The following is a 19,886-nucleotide window of genomic DNA, read 5'->3' on the forward strand; positions in this document are numbered from 1 at the left end:
TTCTGTAACGCGTATAAGACTTGATCGATAAGTTGGCTAAGATACTAAACGAGATTAACACCATACTATTGCCAAAGGTATGTTTTGGATGTAATGCGCAATTATCCAGAGGAGAAAACGTGTTGTGTACCGTTTGTCGACATGAAATGCCACTCACCGATTATAACTTTACTGATGAAAACGCGGTAGACCGCATATTTTATGGGAGGATTCCTATAAAAAAGGCGGTTTCTTTCCTGTATTTTTCTAAAAAAGGGGCCGTAAAGGAACTGTTGCATTATCTGAAGTACAAGAATCAGGAGACCGTTGGGGATTTTTTGGGGGAATGGTTTGGTTCTTATTTGGAAGAGGAGGAAAATCTTAAATCGGTTGATGTGGTCGTTCCAGTTCCACTTCATCCCAAGAAACAAAAGAAGCGTGGTTATAACCAAGTTACCCTGTTCGCGAAGCGCATTTCGGAAGCAATCCAAGCGGAATACCGTGATGATATATTGGTAAAAGTGAACAACACTAAAACCCAGACCAAAAAAGGTAGGCTTTTACGATGGGAAAACGCCCAAGAAGTCTTTGAGGTAAATGCCAATACCAAGAGAGGCTTTCAACATATTTTGTTGGTAGACGATGTTATTACAACTGGAGCCACTGTGGAAGCCTGTGCAAAAAAATTGCATTCCCTGGGCCCAATTTCCGTTTCTGTACTGAGCATGGCGGTGGTGCCCAAGGGTTAAAATTCTATAAATCCTTGGTTTCAATTTTTAAATTAGTTGTTTCTTTGCCCAACACTTGTTTTTCAATGCGGTACTTTAAAAAACTGTTGAGTTTATCCTTTCTTTTTTTAATGGGTTTGGCGCTTTGGCAATGTGCCAAAAGAGGAACTCCCACCGGCGGACCAAAAGATGTGACTCCTCCAGTTTTGTTAAGGACTGAACCTGAGAATTTTTCCACCAACTTTGAAGCAAAAGAGATTCGATTGTATTTTGATGAGTTCATCAAACTCAAGGATGTCCAAAATCAGTTGATCGTTTCCCCTCCGCTAAAATATCCACCAGAGGTAACACCTTTAGGTGGTGCCAGCAAATATATTCAGGTGGTCATCAAGGACACCCTAAAGGAAAACACCACCTACACCTTAAATTTTGGACAGAGTATTACTGATAATAATGAGGGAAATCCAAACAGTTTTTTGTCCTATGTGTTCTCCACAGGCGATTATATCGATTCCTTAACGCTTTCTGGAGCGGTCAAGGATGCTTTAAATCGAAAGGCCGATCAATTTGTAAGCGTGATGCTTTACGAACTAGATACGGCTTACACCGATTCCACCATATATAAAAGCCCTCCCAATTATATCACCAATACGTTGGATAGTGTTCCGTTTTTTGAACTAAAAAACTTAAAGGCAGGGAAGTACAGTTTGATTGCAGTTAAAGACATCAACAAAAACAATATGTTTGATCAACGGCAGGATAAAATTGGTTTTTTGCAGGACACGATTACAATCCCAACAGATTCCATTTACCTGCTCAATCTTTTTCAAGAGCTTCCGGATTATAGCATATCCGTACCAAGTTATGTGGCCAAAAACCGTATCATTTTCGGATACCAGGGCGAACATAAAGATATTGAAATAACTGCGTTGACCCCGCTTCCTGATTCCGTGCAAACAGTAATTTTAAAGGATAGGGAAAAAGATACACTGGATTACTGGTTGCAACCCACAGATATCGATTCCATAATTTTTACGGTGACCAATTCAAAATTGGAACAGATCGATACATTTACAGTAAAAACCAGAAAACTTCCTTTGGATTCTTTGCTCTTGAGCACAAGTATTGGAAGGTCTTTTGGATTTGAAGATACGTTTAGCATTTTGGCCAACACACCTATTACCGAATTGGATTCCAGCAAAATTGCGCTTTTTATTAAGGATTCCATAAGCTCACCATTTTCATTTTCATTGGATACCCTTGAGAACAAAGTTGACTTTGATTTTACCATTGAACCCAACCAAAGCTATTCTTTTGAGTTGTTACCTGGGGCCTTTACCGACTTTTTTGGCATGCAAAACGATTCCCTCAACTATCGGTTTTCTACCCAAGGTTATGCCGACTATGGGAATCTACGCATAAATGTGGGTGGGGCGGTGCGTTACCCGCTTATTGTTCAACTAACCGATGAAGCAGGCGAAATAAAACGCGAGCTTTTTGCCCAGCAGCCCCAACAGTTTGAATTCAATAATCTTGATCCCAGCAACTATGTAATTCGGGTCATTTTTGACGAAAATGGAAATGGCATCTGGGACACGGGCAGCTATTTGAACAAAAGACAGCCCGAAAAGGTAAGTTATTATCCTGATGTTATTGATGTTCGGGCCAACTGGGAATTGGAGCAGACTTTTGTTATTTCAGACTAAAATGATCTCTATCTTCCAAAAACCGTAGCTTTTCTCTGGTTGAAATGATATGTTCCTTATCCAAAGTTGCATATAGGATTTCTTCATTTTCTGAATAGGCCAATTGATTTCCAAGAACGTCATAAACTGCAGAGTGGCCTGAATATTCATAGCCCAATCCATCCTTACCAATACGATTTACGCCAACACAATAAGCCATATTCTCTATTGCACGTGCTTTTAACAAGGTGTCCCACGCTTGAACCCTGGGTCTCGGCCAATTGGCCACATAGATCAAAGCATCATAATTTTCCACATTTCGCGCCCAGACGGGAAATCTAAGATCATAACAAATCAAGGGACATAATTTGAAACCTCGATATTCCACTATTAATTTGGAATTTCCAGCTTTAAAGACTTTGTCTTCTCCGGCCAAGGTGAAGGAATGTTTTTTGTCATAATGCATGCTTTCTCCTTCAGGATGAACAAAAAACAAACGGTTGTGGTTTTTACCTTCTTCAAAGAAAACAATGCTTCCAATTATTGCAGCATTCTTCTCCCTTGCTTTTGCCTGCATCCACTTTACCGTTTTTATGCCCTCTTCCGGGTCAATATTTTCTGGATTCATAGTGAAGCCCGTGGAAAACATTTCTGGGAGTACAATTAAATCCAGCCCTCCTGAAATACCCGCAATTTTTTCGTCAAATAATTTTCTGTTGGCTACCGGGTCCTCCCAAATTAAACGGGATTGGATCAAGGCTATTTTTAATTTTTGATTCATGGCTTCCACTAAAAACATGCTTCGACGAGCTCAGCATGACAATTTAAAGTAATATCAATCAAAATAAACATTAGAAGCTGACGATTTCGCCAATTCATATAAATGCTTTAATTGACTTTCTAAAATTCGTTCTTCGGAAAGTTCGGGTAAATTGTCCAAAGCAAAAAAGTCGGCCCCCAACATATCAAAGCCAGGACTAAGTTCTCCACCAACAATTTTACATAAGAAATTGAGCTTGTATATGTAGTAAGGTTCTGGTGGATGTGGATGCACTTGTTTATCATATACAGCAAGTAGTTTTACCACCTCAACCTTTAAGCCGGTTTCTTCTTCCACTTCTTTGATAGCAATTTCCGAGGGTGTACTGCCAATATCCGCCCACCCTCCTGGAATGGTCCATTTGCCATCTATACTCTCCCTCGCCATTAAGATTTCATCTTTTTCGTTCAGTACAAAACCACGAACATCAACTTTTGGAGTGGGATAATCATCCTGTGGTATAAAGAATTCCTGTAAAACTTCTATTGAGGTATCCCCAATATTGGACATCAATCTTAAACTGATCTGTTGTAGTTCTTCATAACGCTCACGATCATAAAGGTCTTGTGCATACACCAAACCAGTTTCTGAAATTGCCTTTATACGCTTAATCAGGTTCAGTTGTTCTTTTGAATCCATTACGATTTTTGGCTTTTCTGAAAAAGTTCTATCAAAGGTTTAGTCCCTTGCATTTTGGCATGATCCATCGCGGTATTTCCCCGAGCATCTTTTATTGATATATCGGCTTGATGCTCCAATAGCAACTGCGCGATTTCAACTCTGTTAAATGTAGCCGCATAGATCAAACAGGTTGCTCCCATAGCATTTATATGGTTGACATCTGCGCCAGCGTTAAGAAGCAATTTCGCTAGTTTATTAAATCCTTTAAAACAAACTCCCATTAGCGCAGTGTTCCCCGACCCATCTTGCGCATCAATATTTGCTCCTTTTTCCAATAAAAGGGCGGTTATGTTTTCATGATTGTAGTAAGTGGCCAAAATTAATGGCGTAGAGCCCCGTTCGTCTTTGGTTTCCAATAATGCCTTGTCTGATTCCAGAAATTTGGTGGTTGTCTCTACATCACCATTTCTAATTGCATTGAAGAAGTCTTCCTTTTTACTCATAATCTTACGGAAAGTTATAAAAAAACTGCCACAACCTTTGCAGGAAGTGACAGTTGTTGATAGTTAATTTTCTTTTTCTATGCTTTATGCTAAATCGAAACGATCTAGATTCATAACCTTGGTCCATGCTGATACGAAATCGTTCAGAAAACGGTCGCCGGCATCGTTGCTTCCATAAACTTCGGCAATGGCCCTAAGTTCAGTATTGGAACCAAAAATAAGGTCAGCTCGGGTACCAGCCCATTTCACTTCGCCAGAGACACGGTCACGGCCTGCAAAAACGGTTTCATCTTCTGAAGATGCTTCCCATTTGGTACTAAGATCCAACAAATTCACAAAGAAGTCATTGGTAAGGGAACCGACTCTTTCGGTGAATACCCCATGCTGGGATTGTTCATGATTAATGTCGAGTACCCGAAGTCCGCCAAGCAACACGGTCATTTCAGGAGCGGTCAAGGTCAATAATTGCGCTTGGTCAATCAACATTTCCTCTGCTGATACTGTGTATTTCGATTTCATATAATTTCTGAATGCATCGGCTTTAGGTTCCAAAACAGCTACTGATTCAACATCCGTCTGTTCTTGTGTGGCGTCACCTCTTCCAGGTGTGAATGAAACGGAAATGTTTTTACCTGCGTTCTTGGCCGCCTGCTCAATTCCGGCATTTCCTCCAAGCACAATTAAATCGGCCATGGAAACTTTTTTACCGGATTGATTGCTGTTGAACTCTCCCTGGATTCGCTCCAAAGTATCCAACACTTTTGCAAGTTGCTCCGGATTGTTCACTTCCCAATCTTTCTGGGGAGCAAGTCTGATTCGGGCTCCATTGGCGCCCCCTCTTTTATCCGAGCCACGGAAGGTAGAGGCCGAAGCCCAAGCTGTACCCACCAATTCAGCAACTGAAAGTCCCGAAGCCAAAATGTTCTGCTTTAATGCAGAAGCATCTTCTTCATTGATCAAATCGTGATCAACTATTGGAATTGGGTCTTGCCAGATCAATTGTTCTGACGGTACTTCTGACCCCAAATATCTTGAAATGGGTCCCATATCACGATGTGTCAATTTATACCAAGCCCTTGCAAAGGCATCGGCAAACTCATCCGGATTTTCATGAAAACGTCTTGATATTTTTTCATAAGCTGGATCCTCGCGTAAAGACAAATCCGTAGTCAACATTATAGGTGTATGTCTTTTTGATGAATCATGCGCATCTGGCACGCTATTCGCCCCTGCACCATGCTTTGGAATCCATTGGTGGGCTCCAGCGGGGCTTTTTGTCAACTCCCATTCGTATCCGAACAAATTCCAGAAAAAGTTGTTGCTCCATTTGGTAGGAGTTGTGGTCCAAGCTCCTTCCAATCCGCTTGTAATGGTATCTCCGGCATTACCTTTTCCAAAATTATTCTTCCATCCCTGGCTTTGTTCAGTTATTCCGGCAGCGGCAGGCTCGCGTTCTACATATTTACCAGGATCCGCAGCACCGTGTGTTTTACCAAAGGTATGTCCACCAGCAATCAATGCAACGGTTTCCTCATCGTTCATTGCCATCCTACCAAAGGTTTCACGAATGTCGTGTGCGGCGGCAACTGGATCCGGGTTCCCGTTTGGTCCTTCCGGATTTACATAGATCAATCCCATTTGAACGGCTCCCAACGGATTTTCAAGTTCACGGTCACCCTCATAGCGTTTGTCACCCAACCATTCTGTTTCTGCTCCCCAGTAAATGTCCTCCTCAGGTTCCCAAACGTCTTCACGCCCTCCACCAAAACCGAAGGTTTTGAATCCCATGGATTCCAAAGCGCAATTCCCTGCAAGAATCATCAGATCTGCCCAGGAAATTTTCTTGCCATATTTCTGTTTGATTGGCCATAATAATAAACGTGCCTTATCCAGATTCGCATTATCGGGCCAGCTGTTCAAGGGTGCAAACCGTTGGGTTCCTGAACCAGCTCCACCTCTTCCATCTGCAATACGGTACGTTCCTGCACTGTGCCACGCCATACGAATAAAAAACGGTCCATAATGACCATAATCTGCGGGCCACCAATCTTGCGAATCTGTCATTAACTCATATAGGTCTTTTTTAATGGAGTCCAAATCCAAAGATTTGAATTCTTCTGCATAATTGAAATCTTCATCCATTGGGTTTGAAAGTGAAGAATGTTGACGCAGAATATTCAGTGGTAATTGGTTTGGCCACCAATCCCGGTTTGAAGTTCCTCCCCCTGCTCCATGTTTTAGGGCTCCGGTCATAAATGGGCACTTGCTCTCTCCATTTGCATTTTGGCCTTCGGCTGAAGTTGCTGATTTTTTACTCATGATCGTATAGTGTTTTATTATTTTTTTAACCTCAATAAAATTAAGCAAACATCCTATTTTATAATAGATAATTCATATTAAAACATTATAAAAAAATAAACATAATCTATTCTATTCTTTCAAAAACCGAACCTTTAGCGGAAATCCACATTTATTTTGGCACATATGCCCCCTTTTATGGTGTAAATTTACATTAACTTTGAAGTCGGACCTTTAAGGTATGATTTTACCAATGTCCAATTTGAAGTTTTCTAAACGTCAGTACACAGTAACTATAGCTTATACAATTTAATTTAAACTTTAGCAGTAATGAAAAAATTGATTTTACCCCTGATTGCCTTGGTTCTTTTTAGCTTCGGCATGGATACGTTTAAACTATCAGATGATGATCGTAAAATGGCAGTAAATCATTTGGAAAAAACACGTGATGAAATGTCCAAAGTGCTCCGTGGTCTTTCCGAAGAACAATTGAACTTTAAATCGGAAGAAGGTTCTTGGTCCATCTCAGAATGTGTTGAGCACCTGACCATCTCCGAAAATGCCTTTGGTGGATTGATCCAAAAAACCGTTGCGGCAGGTCCGAACCCTGCACTTAAGGATTCTGTAAAATTCAAGGATGACCAACTCTTGGGGATTATTTCGGACAGATCAAAAAAAGTTAAGACGCGTGAACCTTTTGAACCATCTGGAAAGTTTGGTTCGCACGAGGCGACCGTTCAAGCTTTTATCGCCAAAAGAGATGAACATATCAACTACATTAAAACCACGGATGACGATTTAAGGAATCGCTACAATTCTGATCTCCCCTTCGGAACAGTTGATGGACTTCAAGTTGTACTCTTTATGTCTGGTCATACGGAGCGACATGTAAACCAAATGAAAGAAATTATGGCGCACAAGCTTTTCCCAAAGGGGAAATAGGTAAGTGTTAACATTTATTGGCAAACCCTTTCCGTATTGGAAGGGGTTTATTTTTTAATTTTAGCTGTACTTTATAAAGAAGAGATTATATGAAAAAAGGTAGATTGCTGGTAATGATTTGTTTGATGTTTGCCACTTCGGCAACCTTTGCCCAAAACAAGAAGGACAGAAAAATAATGAACGATGCCAAAAAGGCCAAGAAGACACTTTTAAAGGCCGATTCGGGGCTGGAGCGATTCTTTGATAATTCCGCTGGCTATGTACTATTTCCTAATGTAGGAAAAGGTGGTTTTATTATCGGCGGTGCATCCGGGAATGGTGTGGTCTATGAAGGTGGAAAAACCATTGGAATGGCCGGTCTTAAAAAATTGAATATTGGATTACAAGCAGGCGGGCAGGCCATAATAGAAGTGATTTTCTTTGAAACCTCGGTGGATTTGCAACGCTTTAAGGAGGGAAAGTTCGCTTTTGCCGCAGAAACCTCCGCAGTAGCTTTAAAGTCTGGAATCGCATTTAATGCTAAATACAAAGATGGGGTTGCGGTTTTTGCATTGCCCAAAGCTGGTCTTATGGCCGATGCTTCAGTGGGTGGGCAAAAGTTTAGTTTTAAGCCGTTTTAAAGTTTTAGCCTCAATTCCTTTGCCCCGGAGTAAAATCCTCGGGGGCATTTTGGGGTAGTTTTGTGGTGCCCGAATCTCCGGTATCGTTAAGTATTGTCCACTCGGAAAAAGTGTAAACTGGATTGCCTTTGATAATTTCAAACCTCCGAATTGCCCTTCCGTCCTCAAACTCATGATTGGTACCGGAACCATCTTCTCCGACAATTCCAAATACGTCTATGACGGTCCCAAAAGGGTCCACCAATTCCAAATTATCATCTCCATTGGAATCCGCAGGACTGTTGGTGGAGACGCCCATGTCTGGTGGAAAACCATATACCAATTCAAACTCAGCGGCATTGGGAGAAATCACCAGGGTACTTTGCGCTTCTACAATAAAACCTGAAAGGTCAATGGTGGAGCTTACCTCGGTCTTATCATTGGTATAGCGCCTCAAGGTCCATTTATTCAAATCCAATGGTTCGGAAGCTGAATTGAAGAGCTCTACAAACCGGGCTCCGGAATTGTTATCGGGGTCGGCCAATTCGGAAATTAAAATATTGGTAGACGTAAATTCAGTAATGATTTCCGGACAACGTTGATTGACCAAATCCATATCCTCTAAATCACGAATGACCAATTGATATTGCTTTCCATCTTTCTTTAATATTCCTGTTACCGAACCATTGCCCTTCGGCAAAATTTCAGTTTGAAAATCAGAAAAGCCACTGTTCAAAAGAAGCACCTCATTTTCCGCACAATCTTTTAACCGATATTCGGTGTCCTCCCCTTCAATGGCAAATGGATTACCCAAGTGTTCTTCCACAATTTCCAAACTATCAATTTTAACAAGGGTGTTTAAGGCGACACTATCCAATGATGGAATTGATATCGTGGTAGTACTTAATTGATTAAAGGCATCGCAGGCCTTAAAAATATGTTGCTTAACCTTGTGCGTGGGCAATCTCCCCACCGAAACATTTCCGAAGGAAGAAAATGTACCTCCGAGCTTTAATGTTTCTCGACTTTTGCCTAAAAACAACCCTTTTAACTTGATAAAAATCTTGTTGCCAACTGGGTAAAAAAGATGGGATTCCCTTAACTCAATTTCCAATTGAATGCCTGCAGTTGGATTATTGGGCAAATCTTGAATGAAAAGGACATTGTAAAAATTTCCGGCCTTGTCCGAAGAAATCACAAAACCTTCTATGACCAAATCCTCTTGAATCTGAATGGTCTCCCCTGTGAACAAACTTTCCAATTCCGTAAAACTAGTATTCGCCAGTAGATTAGAATCACAGTCTTGTTTTGGAACATCAAACTCTGCATTTTCCACACAAGACCATGCAATTACCAGTATACAATACCATCTGATCTTCTTACCAATTCGCATATTATTCTTTTTGATTTTTATTGAACGCTTATTAGAAACTCACTGCCAGATTTAAAAAAAAGGTGCGCCCGTAACCATACCAATATTTTGGCCCAAAAGACGGTGAACCACTTAAATTATCCTGATACAATTGCCCATAATTCCCATTTCGACCTTGTTCATATCCACCACTTTTGAAAACCTCATCAAACAGGTTGTTTACACTTATAAATGCACTGACATATTTTTTCCCCACCAACCAAGATTTCCCTCCAATTAAATTGAGAAGGTAAAATTTGTTCAAAGGCCGTTGTTTTAAAATGGCGCTCACATTTTCGTCGGTGGCGTTGGGGAATCGCTCTCCGGTTTCGGGATCCAAAAGAAAACTATTGGTATGCCGAATGGCGGATATATCAATGTAGCTATTGGCCAGATGGTTTGCAGTTGCTCCCATCCACCAGTATCTAGGGCTTCTATACTCCACTCCAACTGTAAAAGCGGTTTGAGGTCCCTGGGCCAACTTCAACCCTTTTAGCTTTGCTATTCCCAAATCCTGACTTCCTTTCGTGCTAATAAGGTCTTCATCCGCAGCGGCGGTATCAAAATTTATCTGTACTGAGGGATCACTGGCGTAAACATATGCTCCCAAATTGCCAGCCATAGAAACTTTGACGCTGGACGAAAGTTCATATTGTAATCCAAATTCAATTCCTTTATGAAGTTTGTCCAATCCCGTGATCGCCTCTTGAACAAAATCAGAGCCCAAACCAGAATCCACATAGAAGAAATTAATATCGGTGGTGTTCATAAACCTGGTATAGAAAGCACTGATCCGTCCGGTTAAATCCGGCAATCGAATATGGTAATTGATGTCTGCCGTGGTAATGGTCTCGTTTAAAATTTCTGGAACAACCGCATTATTTTCTCTTGGATTGATGAAGATATTTTGAATTGTGGGTGGCCTTTTCACCAATGCTCCGTTTGCAGTAAACCAATGCCTGCCTGAGAGAAAATATGTTGCTCCCGCCTTTAATTTCATATTGGAAAAGTCGATTTTATCGCTTTTACCCAATGAGTTATCCAAAAAGCGTTCATTTTGAAACAAACCCTCCCGCTCTGTGCTGAAATTGCCAATGGCTGCGGAAACGAATCCACCCATTTTTTCAAAATCCAGTTGTACTTGTCCAAAACCTTCCCATTCCGATGCTAGTAATTTGTAATGGTAATTGAATTTTTCTCCCTCAATTTTGGTGGGGTTTCCATTCAAATCGTTTTGAGTATCTGAAAAAGTATCCATGTCGTCATGGAAATCGGCTCCCATTAAGTCTTGAATTTTTGCATAGTTTTCAGATGTCAGCGCTTGGTAGCGTATCCCTCCGCCAATTTTTATCTGTTCTTTGATATCCCAATTGAAATTGGTCGAGGCTATGATTCGTTCATCTTGGGTCTGGTCATCATAAAAAAGATAGGCCGCTTTTTGGTTGGCGTTGGCAACGTAAAGGGATTCCCAATGCATTTGAGGTTGATCTATAAAGCCTTGCCTCGCAAGTGCAGCATTATTGAAATCGGCACCTATTGGACTGTTCAGATAAAAGCTTGGTAAATAGCGATAATATGTTGGGTCCGGACTTGAGGCATTGTAGTATCCCATTCTGCTTCGGACCGTGGAACCAAATTGATAGGCGATCCCGGTATTCCAATTCCAGGTGTTGGATTTTGCATAATGATTGAATAAAAACAAGGGCTCAAATATCTGACGCTCCCTGGAGTTTCTCATTTTTCCATCTTGATTCCCCCAATATGGATTATACCTACTTCCCACTAACTCAAAAACTTCCTCCGTTAGCGCAGCGAAACGCCCACGTCGGTTTTTGGCCAAAATCGAGGTGAGAACAATGCTATGTTTTGGGTTTAACTGATATTCCAAAGCGCCAAAAAAGGAATAGGCATCGTACAAGGTCCCTTCTACATAGCCCGAATCCGACCACCTTCTTGAGGAAGAAACGGTATAGGCCAATCCACTTTCCTTCACCCCAGAACTATAGGTAGCCATTAGTCGACCTCCATAGGTGCGGTTGGACGCAGAACCTGACAGCCGCATTCCGGGTCTTGAACCGGATGGACGTGTATCCATATTGGTGTTCCCCAAAATACCTCCAAAAGTATATGGGTTTGGATCAAGTGCGTTGGTGAACTCCTGATTTCGGGTTGCATCATTGAGTCCGCCCCAATTATTCCAATCGGGTCGGCCATTAAAAAGTTTGTTCATAGGGATTCCATTGATCATGACCATGCCATTGCGTGAATCGTACCCTCTAACTCTAAAAAAGGCCTGTCCAAAATCGAAAGCTGCCTTACCCAGAAAAATATCCCTAGTGGATTGTAGCAAACCAGAAGAGCCGGATAGGGTTTCACTGTCATTGGAAATATCATTTTCCGTCAGCGTGATAAGATTATCCGTTTTTTCGATGGTAATATCTTGCTCCAAAAAAATATCGCCCAAATTCACAGGTCCACCATTCAAAAAAATGGGAATACGTTTCAGCAAATAATCCGAAGATTGGACAATCAGGGTTTGTTCCCCTTCCAATACCGTTGAAATATTAAAATTACCATGGTCATCGGTCAAGAATTCTTTGGAAGTACCACCAATACGAAGTACTGTCCTCGGTATTGGGTTTCGTGTGACCCGATCATTTATTGTCCCGGAAATTAGAGTGTGCTGTTGGCCATAACTTATTGTTGCACAACATATCAGCACAAAGAACAAAGCTGTTCTCATAAGCTTTAATAGTAGGTTAATTAATAAGATTACGGGGTTATTATCTTTCTTTTTTGTAAGAAAAGTGAACAATCTTACTTATTTTCGAGCACAAATCAAAACCCAAATGAAATTTTTAACCTACCTACTCCTGTTCTGTGTGCTCTCAATTTCAGCCCAGTCCCCTAAAAAATACAAGCTAAGAACCATCGCTTTTTATAATGTTGAAAACCTTTTTGATACCACCAACGATTCGTTGGTTTTTGATGATGAACGGACTCCTGAAGGAAAATACCAATGGACCACAAATCGATATCAAAAGAAAATAGAACACATATCCAAAGTGCTTTCACAAATAGGTGTAGGCACTTCCAAAACTTCACCAGATGTTATTGGATTGTGTGAAGTAGAAAACAAATCTGTAATAGAAGATTTAGTACATCATTCCAACCTCATTCATAAAGATTATGGCATTGTTCACATCGATTCTCCAGATGAACGTGGGATAGATGTGGCACTATTATATAAAAAATCAGCCTATCTGCCGTCTTCGTTCAAAAGTCATCGATTACTGTTGTTCGATGATCTTGGAAAAAGAAATTATACCCGTGATCAATTGGTTGTTGGGGGTATGTTGGATGATGAAGAATTTTATTTTCTGGTGAATCATTGGCCCTCGCGAAGAGGTGGGGCTTCCAAAAGCAAACCCAACCGAATTAGGGCGGCTTTGCTCAACAAGCGGATCATCGATTCTGTGCAAAGACTAAATCCGGATGCCAAAATCATTAGCATGGGCGATTTAAATGACGACCCGCGGGACGATAGCCTAAAAAAGATTTTACACACAAAAGGAAAGATAAACCAACTGGACAGTACCTCACTGTTTAATCCCATGGAAAAATTGTACAAAAAAGGGATTGGTTCCTTGGCCTATCGTGATAAATGGAATCTTTTTGACCAGTTTTTTATGTCGACAAATTTGGTGCAAAAGGATAAGGCACAATTCTCCTTTTGGAAAGCTGGGGTTTATGCTCCATCCTACTTAAAAACTTCACAGGGGAAATTCAAGGGATACCCATTGCGAACCTATGCAGGAGGAACTTACACTGGTGGTTATAGCGATCACTTCCCAGTATATCTTTTTTTGATTAAAGAAATGGAATGAGATTCCCGCTTTCACGGGAATGACAATATTAGTTTTAATTAAACCACTGCCCCCAAGGGATACGGCTTAAAATCAATAGCAGTCCTAAACCATAAAAAATGGCAATACTCTTGAATTTGGCAGTACTATCCTCCTTTTTCTTATGACGTGACCATCCAATAGTAATCAAAGCTATGGCCAAAATATTGGTAAATGGATGTTCCACGGCCAACAATCGCGCTGCGGAATTCATACCTCCCATTCCCAAAGTTTGGATGGCCTTAAGGCCATTGGCTGAAACAAAGAATACAATAAGCCCAATCACCAATTGTAAATGAGACAAAATAAGAGCAAAAAGGCTAATTCTCAAATCTTTGTGCATGGTGAACTCCTTTTTGCCCAACCAGCCCATTAAGGCGTTGAACACTGCAAAAATGAGTAGAATAAGTACTATGTATGCAAAGTAAGAGTGAAGTGTACGTAAAATTTCCATTGGTATAGTTTGAGTCCTAAAAGTAAGGATTTTTACCCATAAAAAAACCCGCCTATCGGCGGGTTTTTCAAAATATGCTTTGTGATAACTTAGAAGTTATACCTCATGCTAATATTCCATGTTCTTCCAAAACCAAAGAATACTTTGTTTCTGGTATTTAACCCTCTAAAGGTTGCATCATTACCTTCTGCAAATGTGTTTGTCAATGATTCTGCGATATACTCAGTATCAAAAACATTGTTTACGTTGGCGGCCACACTAATCGCATTGCTGCCACCAATATTAAACTTGTAATAAGCACCTAGATCAAACAAGCTGTAGCTTGGCAATCTCAGCGACCCTTGGTGATCAGGATCAGCAAAATCTTCAGCATTGATTTGCGCAAACAATCTTGAAGCTGAATAAAGGTTAGCGCTCAATTTCAAGTTTTCAACTGGCCTCACAATCATTTCTAAATTTGTGGTGAACTGTGCTGCATCCCCAACTTTTACTTCGTCCAAATACAAGGTTACTTCCGGGTCGATTACATTTCTGTCCTGATCCAAAGCAGCCCCTGTTGCGTTACCTCCATACTCCCAATTACCCATAGAAAGCATTCCTCTGAACTGAACCACTTCCGAAGCTCTATAGTTGGCCTCAAGCTCAAATCCTGAATGGATTTGTTCAACCCCATTAATGTTGGCAGTTCCTTCAGCACCTTCGTCCGTTTCTATATCTAAATCCTCAAACCTGTCTTTCCAAGAAGTTCTGTAGATATTGATTTTGGCCCTAAAATCTCCAAGGTTGATTCCGTAACCAGCCTCAAGACCTAAAATCTTCTCATTGGTCAAATCTGGGTTCAATTCGTTCGCAAAATTCAAGTATACAGCGTCAAACAAAGGTTGCTTGGAATAATATCCTGAATTAACGAACACATTGTGGGCTTCGTTGATGTTATAGTTGATTCCTCCTTTGATATTTCCGCCCAATCTATTTTCAAAATCTGTTTCTTGCTGTGGGTCAGAATCCAAATAGGTGAAATAGTCAATACGTTTGAATCCTTGTTGCGACACACCTCCTTGAAGGAAGGCGGAAACTGTACCATTTGAATATTCAATTTGCCCAAAGGTTCCTAACCATCTTACAACTCCATCATTGTAGTAGTCTATTTTCTCGTCGTCGTCAATACTTCTAAACACATTCCAAAGTCCTGACAAATCAGATTCCACCTCTTGGGTAACAATGTTAAATGGATTGTTTACATCGTCATTATCACGGTACCCATCAGCACCTAAAAGATTATCAACCCTTCTGTAGTGGATTCCTTTATAACTTCTAGCATCTATTCCAATATCCCAGCTCCATTCGTCATTGATTTCAGTATGCAAGTTGGCAATAAGTCCAAACCAGTTATGAGAGTTCATAGATGCTCTTCGGATGGCACCATTTCTTCTTTCCACTCCATCCAATCTGTCTGCTGGATTTCTAAATGAACTGAAGCCACTATAAATATCAGCATCGTTTACAATAAATGTCCCTGTTTGAAAGTCTGGTACATTCGCATATGTAGAACCATTGGAGAAAGTACCTCCTGCACCTGAATTCGCAGCAACAATCTCGTTCCATAGTACTTGACCTGTTTCTGTATCCCTAAATCTACTGGAACTTGCAAAGCTGCCATCAAGACGACCAATGTCGCCAGTTCCCCCACCTCTTCCTACGGACGCATAAATTGAGGTGGAAAGTGTAGTCTTATCATTAAACTTTCGATCCCAATTCAAGGAAGCAATTGGTTTGTGGTAGAAGTTTCTTCTCCATCCAAATTCCTCTCCATTTAAGAATCCATGGTTAAAGTTATATCTAGCTCCATGTTCCAAGTGATCCTCTATAGTAGCCACATTGAAAAAACTTGATGTTCTTTGGTTGTGTACCTGTGGCGCACCTGTTAGGATAAATTGGAAGTTGTTCTTGTCATTTGGCTCATATCCCAATCCGATAAAGTAGTTATATCCTTCAAATTTGGTCCCTTCCACATATCCGTCCCCGGCAGTTCTACCTAATAGGATTGAAGCTGCAAAGCCGTTTTCAGATTTTCCAGTATTATAGGAAGCTGTGGTTTTCAAATAGCCATCATTTCCGCCTCCAAAACGAACGGAACCTCCTTCTTCTTTATCTGTAGACTTAGTAATAACATTTATGGTTCCACCAACAGAGCTAATGGCCAATTTGGAAGACCCAAGACCTCTTTGTACCTGCATCGCAGTGGTTACATCACTAAGTCCTGCCCAGTTACTCCAGAAAACTCTACCATTTTCCATATCGTTTACCGGAATTCCATTAATCATGATCGCAGTGTTCTGGGAATCAAATCCTCTCACGTTGATTCTTCCATCACCAAATCCACCACCCGTTTTGGTAGCGTAAATTGATGGTGTCGACTTTAATACTTCAGGTAGTTCTTGTGAACCGATTTTTTCCTGAATATCGGCAGCTGTGATGGTTGACACAGCGACAGGTGTTTCCCTGTCCTTGGCAATATCCAAGATTCCAGTTACAACAACGCCTTCCAATTCTTCGGCATCAGGACTCAAAGTGATAGAGCCTAAATCTCCATAAGAACTGAAAGAAATTCTTTTGGTCACAAATCCAATGTAGGAAACTACAAGCGTCCCAGAACTGTCAGAAACCTCAAGGGAAAACTTCCCATCGAAATCGGTTGATGCTCCATTGTCTGTTCCTTGAAGCACAACGCTGGCACCTGGAAGCGGGCTTCCAAGGTCACCATCCATTACGGTACCTGAAACCGTTCCTTGTGAAAACATAATCGCAGAGCTGAATAGCGCCACGATCAATACATACAGTTTTTTCATTTCAGTAGTGTTTAAGTTATTTGAATAGCATTGCAAAAGTCCCGTTTTTTAACATTCAAAATGTTAAGTTAACGTTAAGAAAACCAAATATAATAAATATCAATGACTCCTTACTTAGCTGAAAAACAGCAAGTTACAGGTTATTCAAATTTTAAGAAACCTTAAATCATTTCTTAAAAAACTGCAAAAGATTCAGGGTAGAACTGTCATGTTTGCCAATTTCTGAACTTTCGATGTCCTGCAATATATTTTTAGCAAGTTGCTTCCCCAATTCCACACCCCATTGATCGTAGCTGAAAATGTTCCAAATAATCCCTTGAACAAAGATTTTATGCTCATAAAGTGTAATCAAAGATCCTAAAGTTTTTGGGTCAAGTTTTTCAATCAAAATGGTATTTGTGGGCTTGTTCCCTTCGAATACTTTAAAAGGAAGTAGGGAATCTATCTCATTTTGGGAAAGTCCTTGTTTTTCCAGTTCATATTTTACCTCAGCAGCAGTTTTCCCGTTCATCAAAGCTTCGGTCTGGGCGAAGAAATTTGCCATAAGCTTGTTATGATGATCCTTGTCACCATGAAGTGACTCTTTAAATCCAATAAAATCGGCAGGAATCAGTTTTGTGCCCTGATGGATCAACTGAAAGAATGCATGTTGGGAATTTGTGCCTGGTTCTCCCCAAATAATAGTTCCGGTTTCATAGTTGGCTCTATTCCCCGAACGGTCAACACTTTTCCCGTTACTTTCCATTATACCCTGCTGTAGGTATGCGGAAAAGCGGTGTAAATATTGGGTGTATGGAATAATGGCTTCTGTCTCAGCACCAAAGAAATTATTGTACCATACACTAAGTAAGGCAAGAACTACCGGAATATTTTGCGAAAATTGCGTTTCCTTAAAATGGATGTCCATCTCATTGGCCCCATCCAACAATGCTTCAAAGTTTTTGTATCCCACCGATAACGCTATAGAAAGCCCAACGGCGCTCCATAGCGAGAAACGTCCACCTACCCAATCCCACATGGGAAATACATTTTCATCGGCAATGCCAAATTCTTTTATTTTCTGAGTGTTCGTAGAAACTGCCACAAAATGTTTGGCAATATCTGATTGGGAAGCATGCTCCAAAAACCATTTTTTAATGGTCATCGCATTGCTCAATGTCTCTTGGGTGGTAAAAGTTTTAGATACTACCACAAACAGGGTAGTCTCTGGGTCAAGGTCTTTGATCACCTCGTGCACATGGTCTCCATCAACATTGCTGACAAAGTGCATTTTTAAATGATTCTTGTAGAATTTAAGTGCTTCGGCCACCATTGCTGGGCCCAAATCGGATCCCCCGATTCCAATATTCACTACATCTGTAAATGGTTTGTTTGTGAACCCTTTTTTATCTCCTGAAATTACGGTCTCGGTGAAAGCTTTTATCTGCTCGCGGACTTCGTACACCTCTGGAACAATATTCTTCCCGTCAACAAAAACCTTATCTCCTTTTTTAGCTCTAAGCGCGGTATGGAGTACGGCCCTACCTTCGGTCTGGTTAATGGTCTTTCCTCCAAAATAGCTCGAAATGGCTTCTTTCAATCCAATTTCATCTGCTAAATCCAGTAGTAGGGAAAAAGTTTCCTCGGTAATCCTGTTTTTGGAGTAATCCACAAAGAAATCATTCCAAACCAATGAAAACTTTTGCCCTCGATCCATGTCGGAAACGAATAATTCCCTTAAATGTTTGTATTGAGTCTCTTTATGGTGTTGTAAAAGTTTTTTCCAGCTTTTTGTATTCGTAGGGTTGGTCGTGGGCAATGTCATTTTATGGGTTCAGTGTTATTTGGTCCTCCTGCTGAATGTGTATTGGTCCTCTTTCCAAGAACTCTATACAATCCAATTGGGTTTTTAATGGGTCAATGTGAGTGAGATATTCCACTCTTAGTGAATCGGCAATGGGTTCGGCTGCTGGTAGTTTCTCCCGTAAAGGGTCTACTTGTCTACCATTTTTCCAAAATCTGTAGCATACGTGGGGCCCTCCCGTATTTCCGGTCATTCCTACCCAACCTATAACATCACCTTGTCGCACAAATTCGCCTCGCTTTACCTTCTGTTTTTTCATATGAAGGTATTGGGTACTGTAGGTTCCGTTGTGCCTAATTTTTACATACCGACCATTTCCACCTCTTCGGGTTGATTCGGTTACGGTACCGTCTGCTGTAGCGATTATCGGGGTTCCAACAGGTGCAGCATAATCCGTTCCTTTATGTGGTCTAACTTTATAACCGTAATATGCAATCCTCCTTCTTAAATTGTATCTTGAGGAAAGTCGATACCCAAACTTTATGGGCGCCCTTAAAAAAGTACTGCGCAAGTTGTTGGCGTCTTGATCGTAAAAATCCAAAATGTTCTTCAGAGAATCCGTTACATAGGGAAATGCGTAAATGGGCGTGCCCTTATGTTCAAAAAGTGCTGCTTTTATGGCTCCTCGACCTGCATAAATGGAGTCGTTAATAAAGTATTCATCATAGATGACCTTGAATTTATCGCCTTTTTCCAACCTGAAGAAATCGATTGTCCATGCGTAGATTTCAGAAAGGTCAATGGTGACATTGTAATCCACCCCGAGGTTGTCAAGTGTTTCGGAAAGGTTGTTTTCTATGATTCCGGCAACCTCTCGCTCGAGGGACTTCACCTTCCTCTTTCCTTTGTAAGCATTAGCCGTACTATCTCTAAAATCAAAAACCGTGTAATTGATCTTGTCGTTTTGATAAATAAAGACTTCAGCCGTTTCGGAGGTGTCTTTTGATTTTAATAGCACATATGGTTTTCTATCTATCCTACGAATATCAAAAGTGTCTTTATACTCCTCCGCAATATGAATTATTTTGGGATAATCTACCTTGTTTTTGAGCATGAGCTCTCCAAAGGTCTCTCCCTTTTTAATGGTATCGTAAACAACGTTGTAGTCGTCCAGATTGAATCCAAATCGTTTTACAATAGGCTTTTCAACCGGGTTTTTAGGTTCCAGTTGTTGCACCAATTCTTTTTTCTCCTTGCACGACACCAAAACCAACAGTGCCAAGATTGCCCCAAAAAATCTTTGCATTTT

15 protein-coding genes are annotated in these 19,886 nt (G+C 40.7%); 5 read left to right on the plus strand and 10 right to left on the minus strand.

Features of this window, described 5'->3' with window-relative positions:
• The first annotated feature begins 32 nt into the window (after positions 1-32).
• On the plus strand, positions 33-728 hold the full coding sequence (locus ACULLG_RS01730; protein ID WP_452125041.1) for a ComF family protein: 696 nt from the start codon (positions 33-35) through the stop codon (positions 726-728).
• 65 nt (positions 729-793) lie between these two features.
• Positions 794-2,413: an Ig-like domain-containing protein gene (locus ACULLG_RS01735; RefSeq protein WP_452125042.1), complete on the plus strand. Its 1,620-nt coding sequence runs from the start codon at positions 794-796 to the stop codon at positions 2,411-2,413.
• Here the strand turns inward: ACULLG_RS01735 and ACULLG_RS01740 are convergent.
• The 4 genes from ACULLG_RS01740 to katG form a co-directional block, all read right to left on the minus strand.
• Complete coding sequence (locus ACULLG_RS01740) at positions 2,400-3,173, minus strand: amidohydrolase (protein WP_452126520.1); 774 nt, start codon at positions 3,171-3,173, stop codon at positions 2,400-2,402. The two genes, ACULLG_RS01735 and ACULLG_RS01740, sit on opposite strands and share 14 nt — an antisense overlap.
• A gap of 54 nt (positions 3,174-3,227) precedes the next feature.
• A complete protein-coding gene (locus tag ACULLG_RS01745) occupies positions 3,228-3,851 on the minus strand; it encodes an NUDIX hydrolase (protein WP_452125043.1) in 624 nt (207 codons plus the stop codon).
• Positions 3,851-4,336, minus strand: a complete 486-nt coding sequence (locus ACULLG_RS01750; protein ID WP_452125044.1) for an ankyrin repeat domain-containing protein — start codon at positions 4,334-4,336, stop codon at positions 3,851-3,853. Before ACULLG_RS01750 ends, ACULLG_RS01745 begins: the two co-directional genes overlap by 1 nt.
• An 84-nt stretch (positions 4,337-4,420) precedes the next feature.
• The gene (gene katG, locus ACULLG_RS01755) at positions 4,421-6,655 is read right to left on the minus strand and encodes a catalase/peroxidase HPI (protein WP_452125045.1); all 2,235 of its coding nucleotides are present in this window, start codon (positions 6,653-6,655) and stop codon (positions 4,421-4,423) included.
• A gap of 309 nt (positions 6,656-6,964) precedes the next feature.
• Here katG and ACULLG_RS01760 point away from each other — a divergent pair, with 309 nt between their 5' ends.
• Positions 6,965-7,576, plus strand: coding sequence for a DinB family protein (locus ACULLG_RS01760; RefSeq protein WP_452125046.1), 612 nt, complete (start codon positions 6,965-6,967; stop codon positions 7,574-7,576).
• Positions 7,577-7,665: 89 nt separating this feature from the next.
• Positions 7,666-8,196: a lipid-binding SYLF domain-containing protein gene (locus ACULLG_RS01765; RefSeq protein WP_452125047.1), complete on the plus strand. Its 531-nt coding sequence runs from the start codon at positions 7,666-7,668 to the stop codon at positions 8,194-8,196.
• A 10-nt stretch (positions 8,197-8,206) separates the two neighbouring features.
• On the opposite strand, the gene ACULLG_RS01770 is transcribed toward ACULLG_RS01765, so the two are convergent.
• Positions 8,207-9,568, minus strand: a complete 1,362-nt coding sequence (locus tag ACULLG_RS01770; protein ID WP_452125048.1) for a DUF5689 domain-containing protein — start codon at positions 9,566-9,568, stop codon at positions 8,207-8,209.
• A gap of 31 nt (positions 9,569-9,599) precedes the next feature.
• Positions 9,600-12,329: a TonB-dependent receptor gene (locus ACULLG_RS01775; protein WP_452125049.1), complete on the minus strand. Its 2,730-nt coding sequence runs from the start codon at positions 12,327-12,329 to the stop codon at positions 9,600-9,602.
• Between the two features lie 106 nt (positions 12,330-12,435).
• On the opposite strand from ACULLG_RS01775, the gene ACULLG_RS01780 reads away from it, so the two are divergent.
• Complete coding sequence (locus tag ACULLG_RS01780) at positions 12,436-13,473, plus strand: endonuclease/exonuclease/phosphatase family protein (protein WP_452125050.1); 1,038 nt, start codon at positions 12,436-12,438, stop codon at positions 13,471-13,473.
• A gap of 34 nt (positions 13,474-13,507) precedes the next feature.
• On the opposite strand, the gene ACULLG_RS01785 is transcribed toward ACULLG_RS01780, so the two are convergent.
• The 4 genes from ACULLG_RS01785 to ACULLG_RS01800 all read right to left on the minus strand — a co-directional run bounded on the left by ACULLG_RS01785 (position 13,508) and on the right by ACULLG_RS01800 (position 19,883).
• Positions 13,508-13,945, minus strand: coding sequence for a hypothetical protein (locus tag ACULLG_RS01785; protein ID WP_452125051.1), 438 nt, complete (start codon positions 13,943-13,945; stop codon positions 13,508-13,510).
• Positions 13,946-14,034: 89 nt separating this feature from the next.
• A complete protein-coding gene (locus ACULLG_RS01790) occupies positions 14,035-16,794 on the minus strand; it encodes a TonB-dependent receptor (RefSeq protein ID WP_452125052.1) in 2,760 nt (919 codons plus the stop codon).
• Positions 16,795-16,960: 166 nt separating this feature from the next.
• Positions 16,961-18,598 carry a glucose-6-phosphate isomerase gene (pgi, locus tag ACULLG_RS01795; protein ID WP_452125053.1) on the minus strand — a complete coding sequence of 546 codons (1,638 nt, stop codon included), beginning with the start codon at positions 18,596-18,598 and terminating at the stop codon, positions 16,961-16,963.
• A gap of 1 nt (position 18,599) precedes the next feature.
• Positions 18,600-19,883, minus strand: coding sequence for a M23 family metallopeptidase (locus ACULLG_RS01800; protein ID WP_452125054.1), 1,284 nt, complete (start codon positions 19,881-19,883; stop codon positions 18,600-18,602).
• Positions 19,884-19,886: the final 3 nt, after the last annotated feature.

It is taken from the genome of Flagellimonas sp. 2504JD1-5, from assembly GCF_053618295.1.

Excerpts from the sequence above, each read along its gene's own strand:
- ACULLG_RS01735 (WP_452125042.1), top strand. The coding sequence starts at position 794 with ATGCGGTACTTTAAAAAACTGTTGAGTTTATCCTTTCTTTTTTTAATG.
- ACULLG_RS01740 (WP_452126520.1), bottom strand. The coding sequence starts at position 3,173 with ATGAATCAAAAATTAAAAATAGCCTTGATCCAATCCCGTTTAATTTGG.
- ACULLG_RS01745 (WP_452125043.1), bottom strand. The coding sequence starts at position 3,851 with ATGGATTCAAAAGAACAACTGAACCTGATTAAGCGTATAAAGGCAATT.
- ACULLG_RS01750 (WP_452125044.1), bottom strand. The coding sequence starts at position 4,336 with ATGAGTAAAAAGGAAGACTTCTTCAATGCAATTAGAAATGGTGATGTA.
- katG (WP_452125045.1), bottom strand. The coding sequence starts at position 6,655 with ATGAGTAAAAAATCAGCAACTTCAGCCGAAGGCCAAAATGCAAATGGA.
- ACULLG_RS01760 (WP_452125046.1), top strand. The coding sequence starts at position 6,965 with ATGAAAAAATTGATTTTACCCCTGATTGCCTTGGTTCTTTTTAGCTTC.
- ACULLG_RS01765 (WP_452125047.1), top strand. The coding sequence starts at position 7,666 with ATGAAAAAAGGTAGATTGCTGGTAATGATTTGTTTGATGTTTGCCACT.
- ACULLG_RS01770 (WP_452125048.1), bottom strand. The coding sequence starts at position 9,568 with ATGCGAATTGGTAAGAAGATCAGATGGTATTGTATACTGGTAATTGCA.
- ACULLG_RS01775 (WP_452125049.1), bottom strand. The coding sequence starts at position 12,329 with ATGAGAACAGCTTTGTTCTTTGTGCTGATATGTTGTGCAACAATAAGT.
- ACULLG_RS01780 (WP_452125050.1), top strand. The coding sequence starts at position 12,436 with ATGAAATTTTTAACCTACCTACTCCTGTTCTGTGTGCTCTCAATTTCA.
- ACULLG_RS01785 (WP_452125051.1), bottom strand. The coding sequence starts at position 13,945 with ATGGAAATTTTACGTACACTTCACTCTTACTTTGCATACATAGTACTT.
- ACULLG_RS01790 (WP_452125052.1), bottom strand. The coding sequence starts at position 16,794 with ATGAAAAAACTGTATGTATTGATCGTGGCGCTATTCAGCTCTGCGATT.
- pgi (WP_452125053.1), bottom strand. The coding sequence starts at position 18,598 with ATGACATTGCCCACGACCAACCCTACGAATACAAAAAGCTGGAAAAAA.
- ACULLG_RS01800 (WP_452125054.1), bottom strand. The coding sequence starts at position 19,883 with ATGCAAAGATTTTTTGGGGCAATCTTGGCACTGTTGGTTTTGGTGTCG.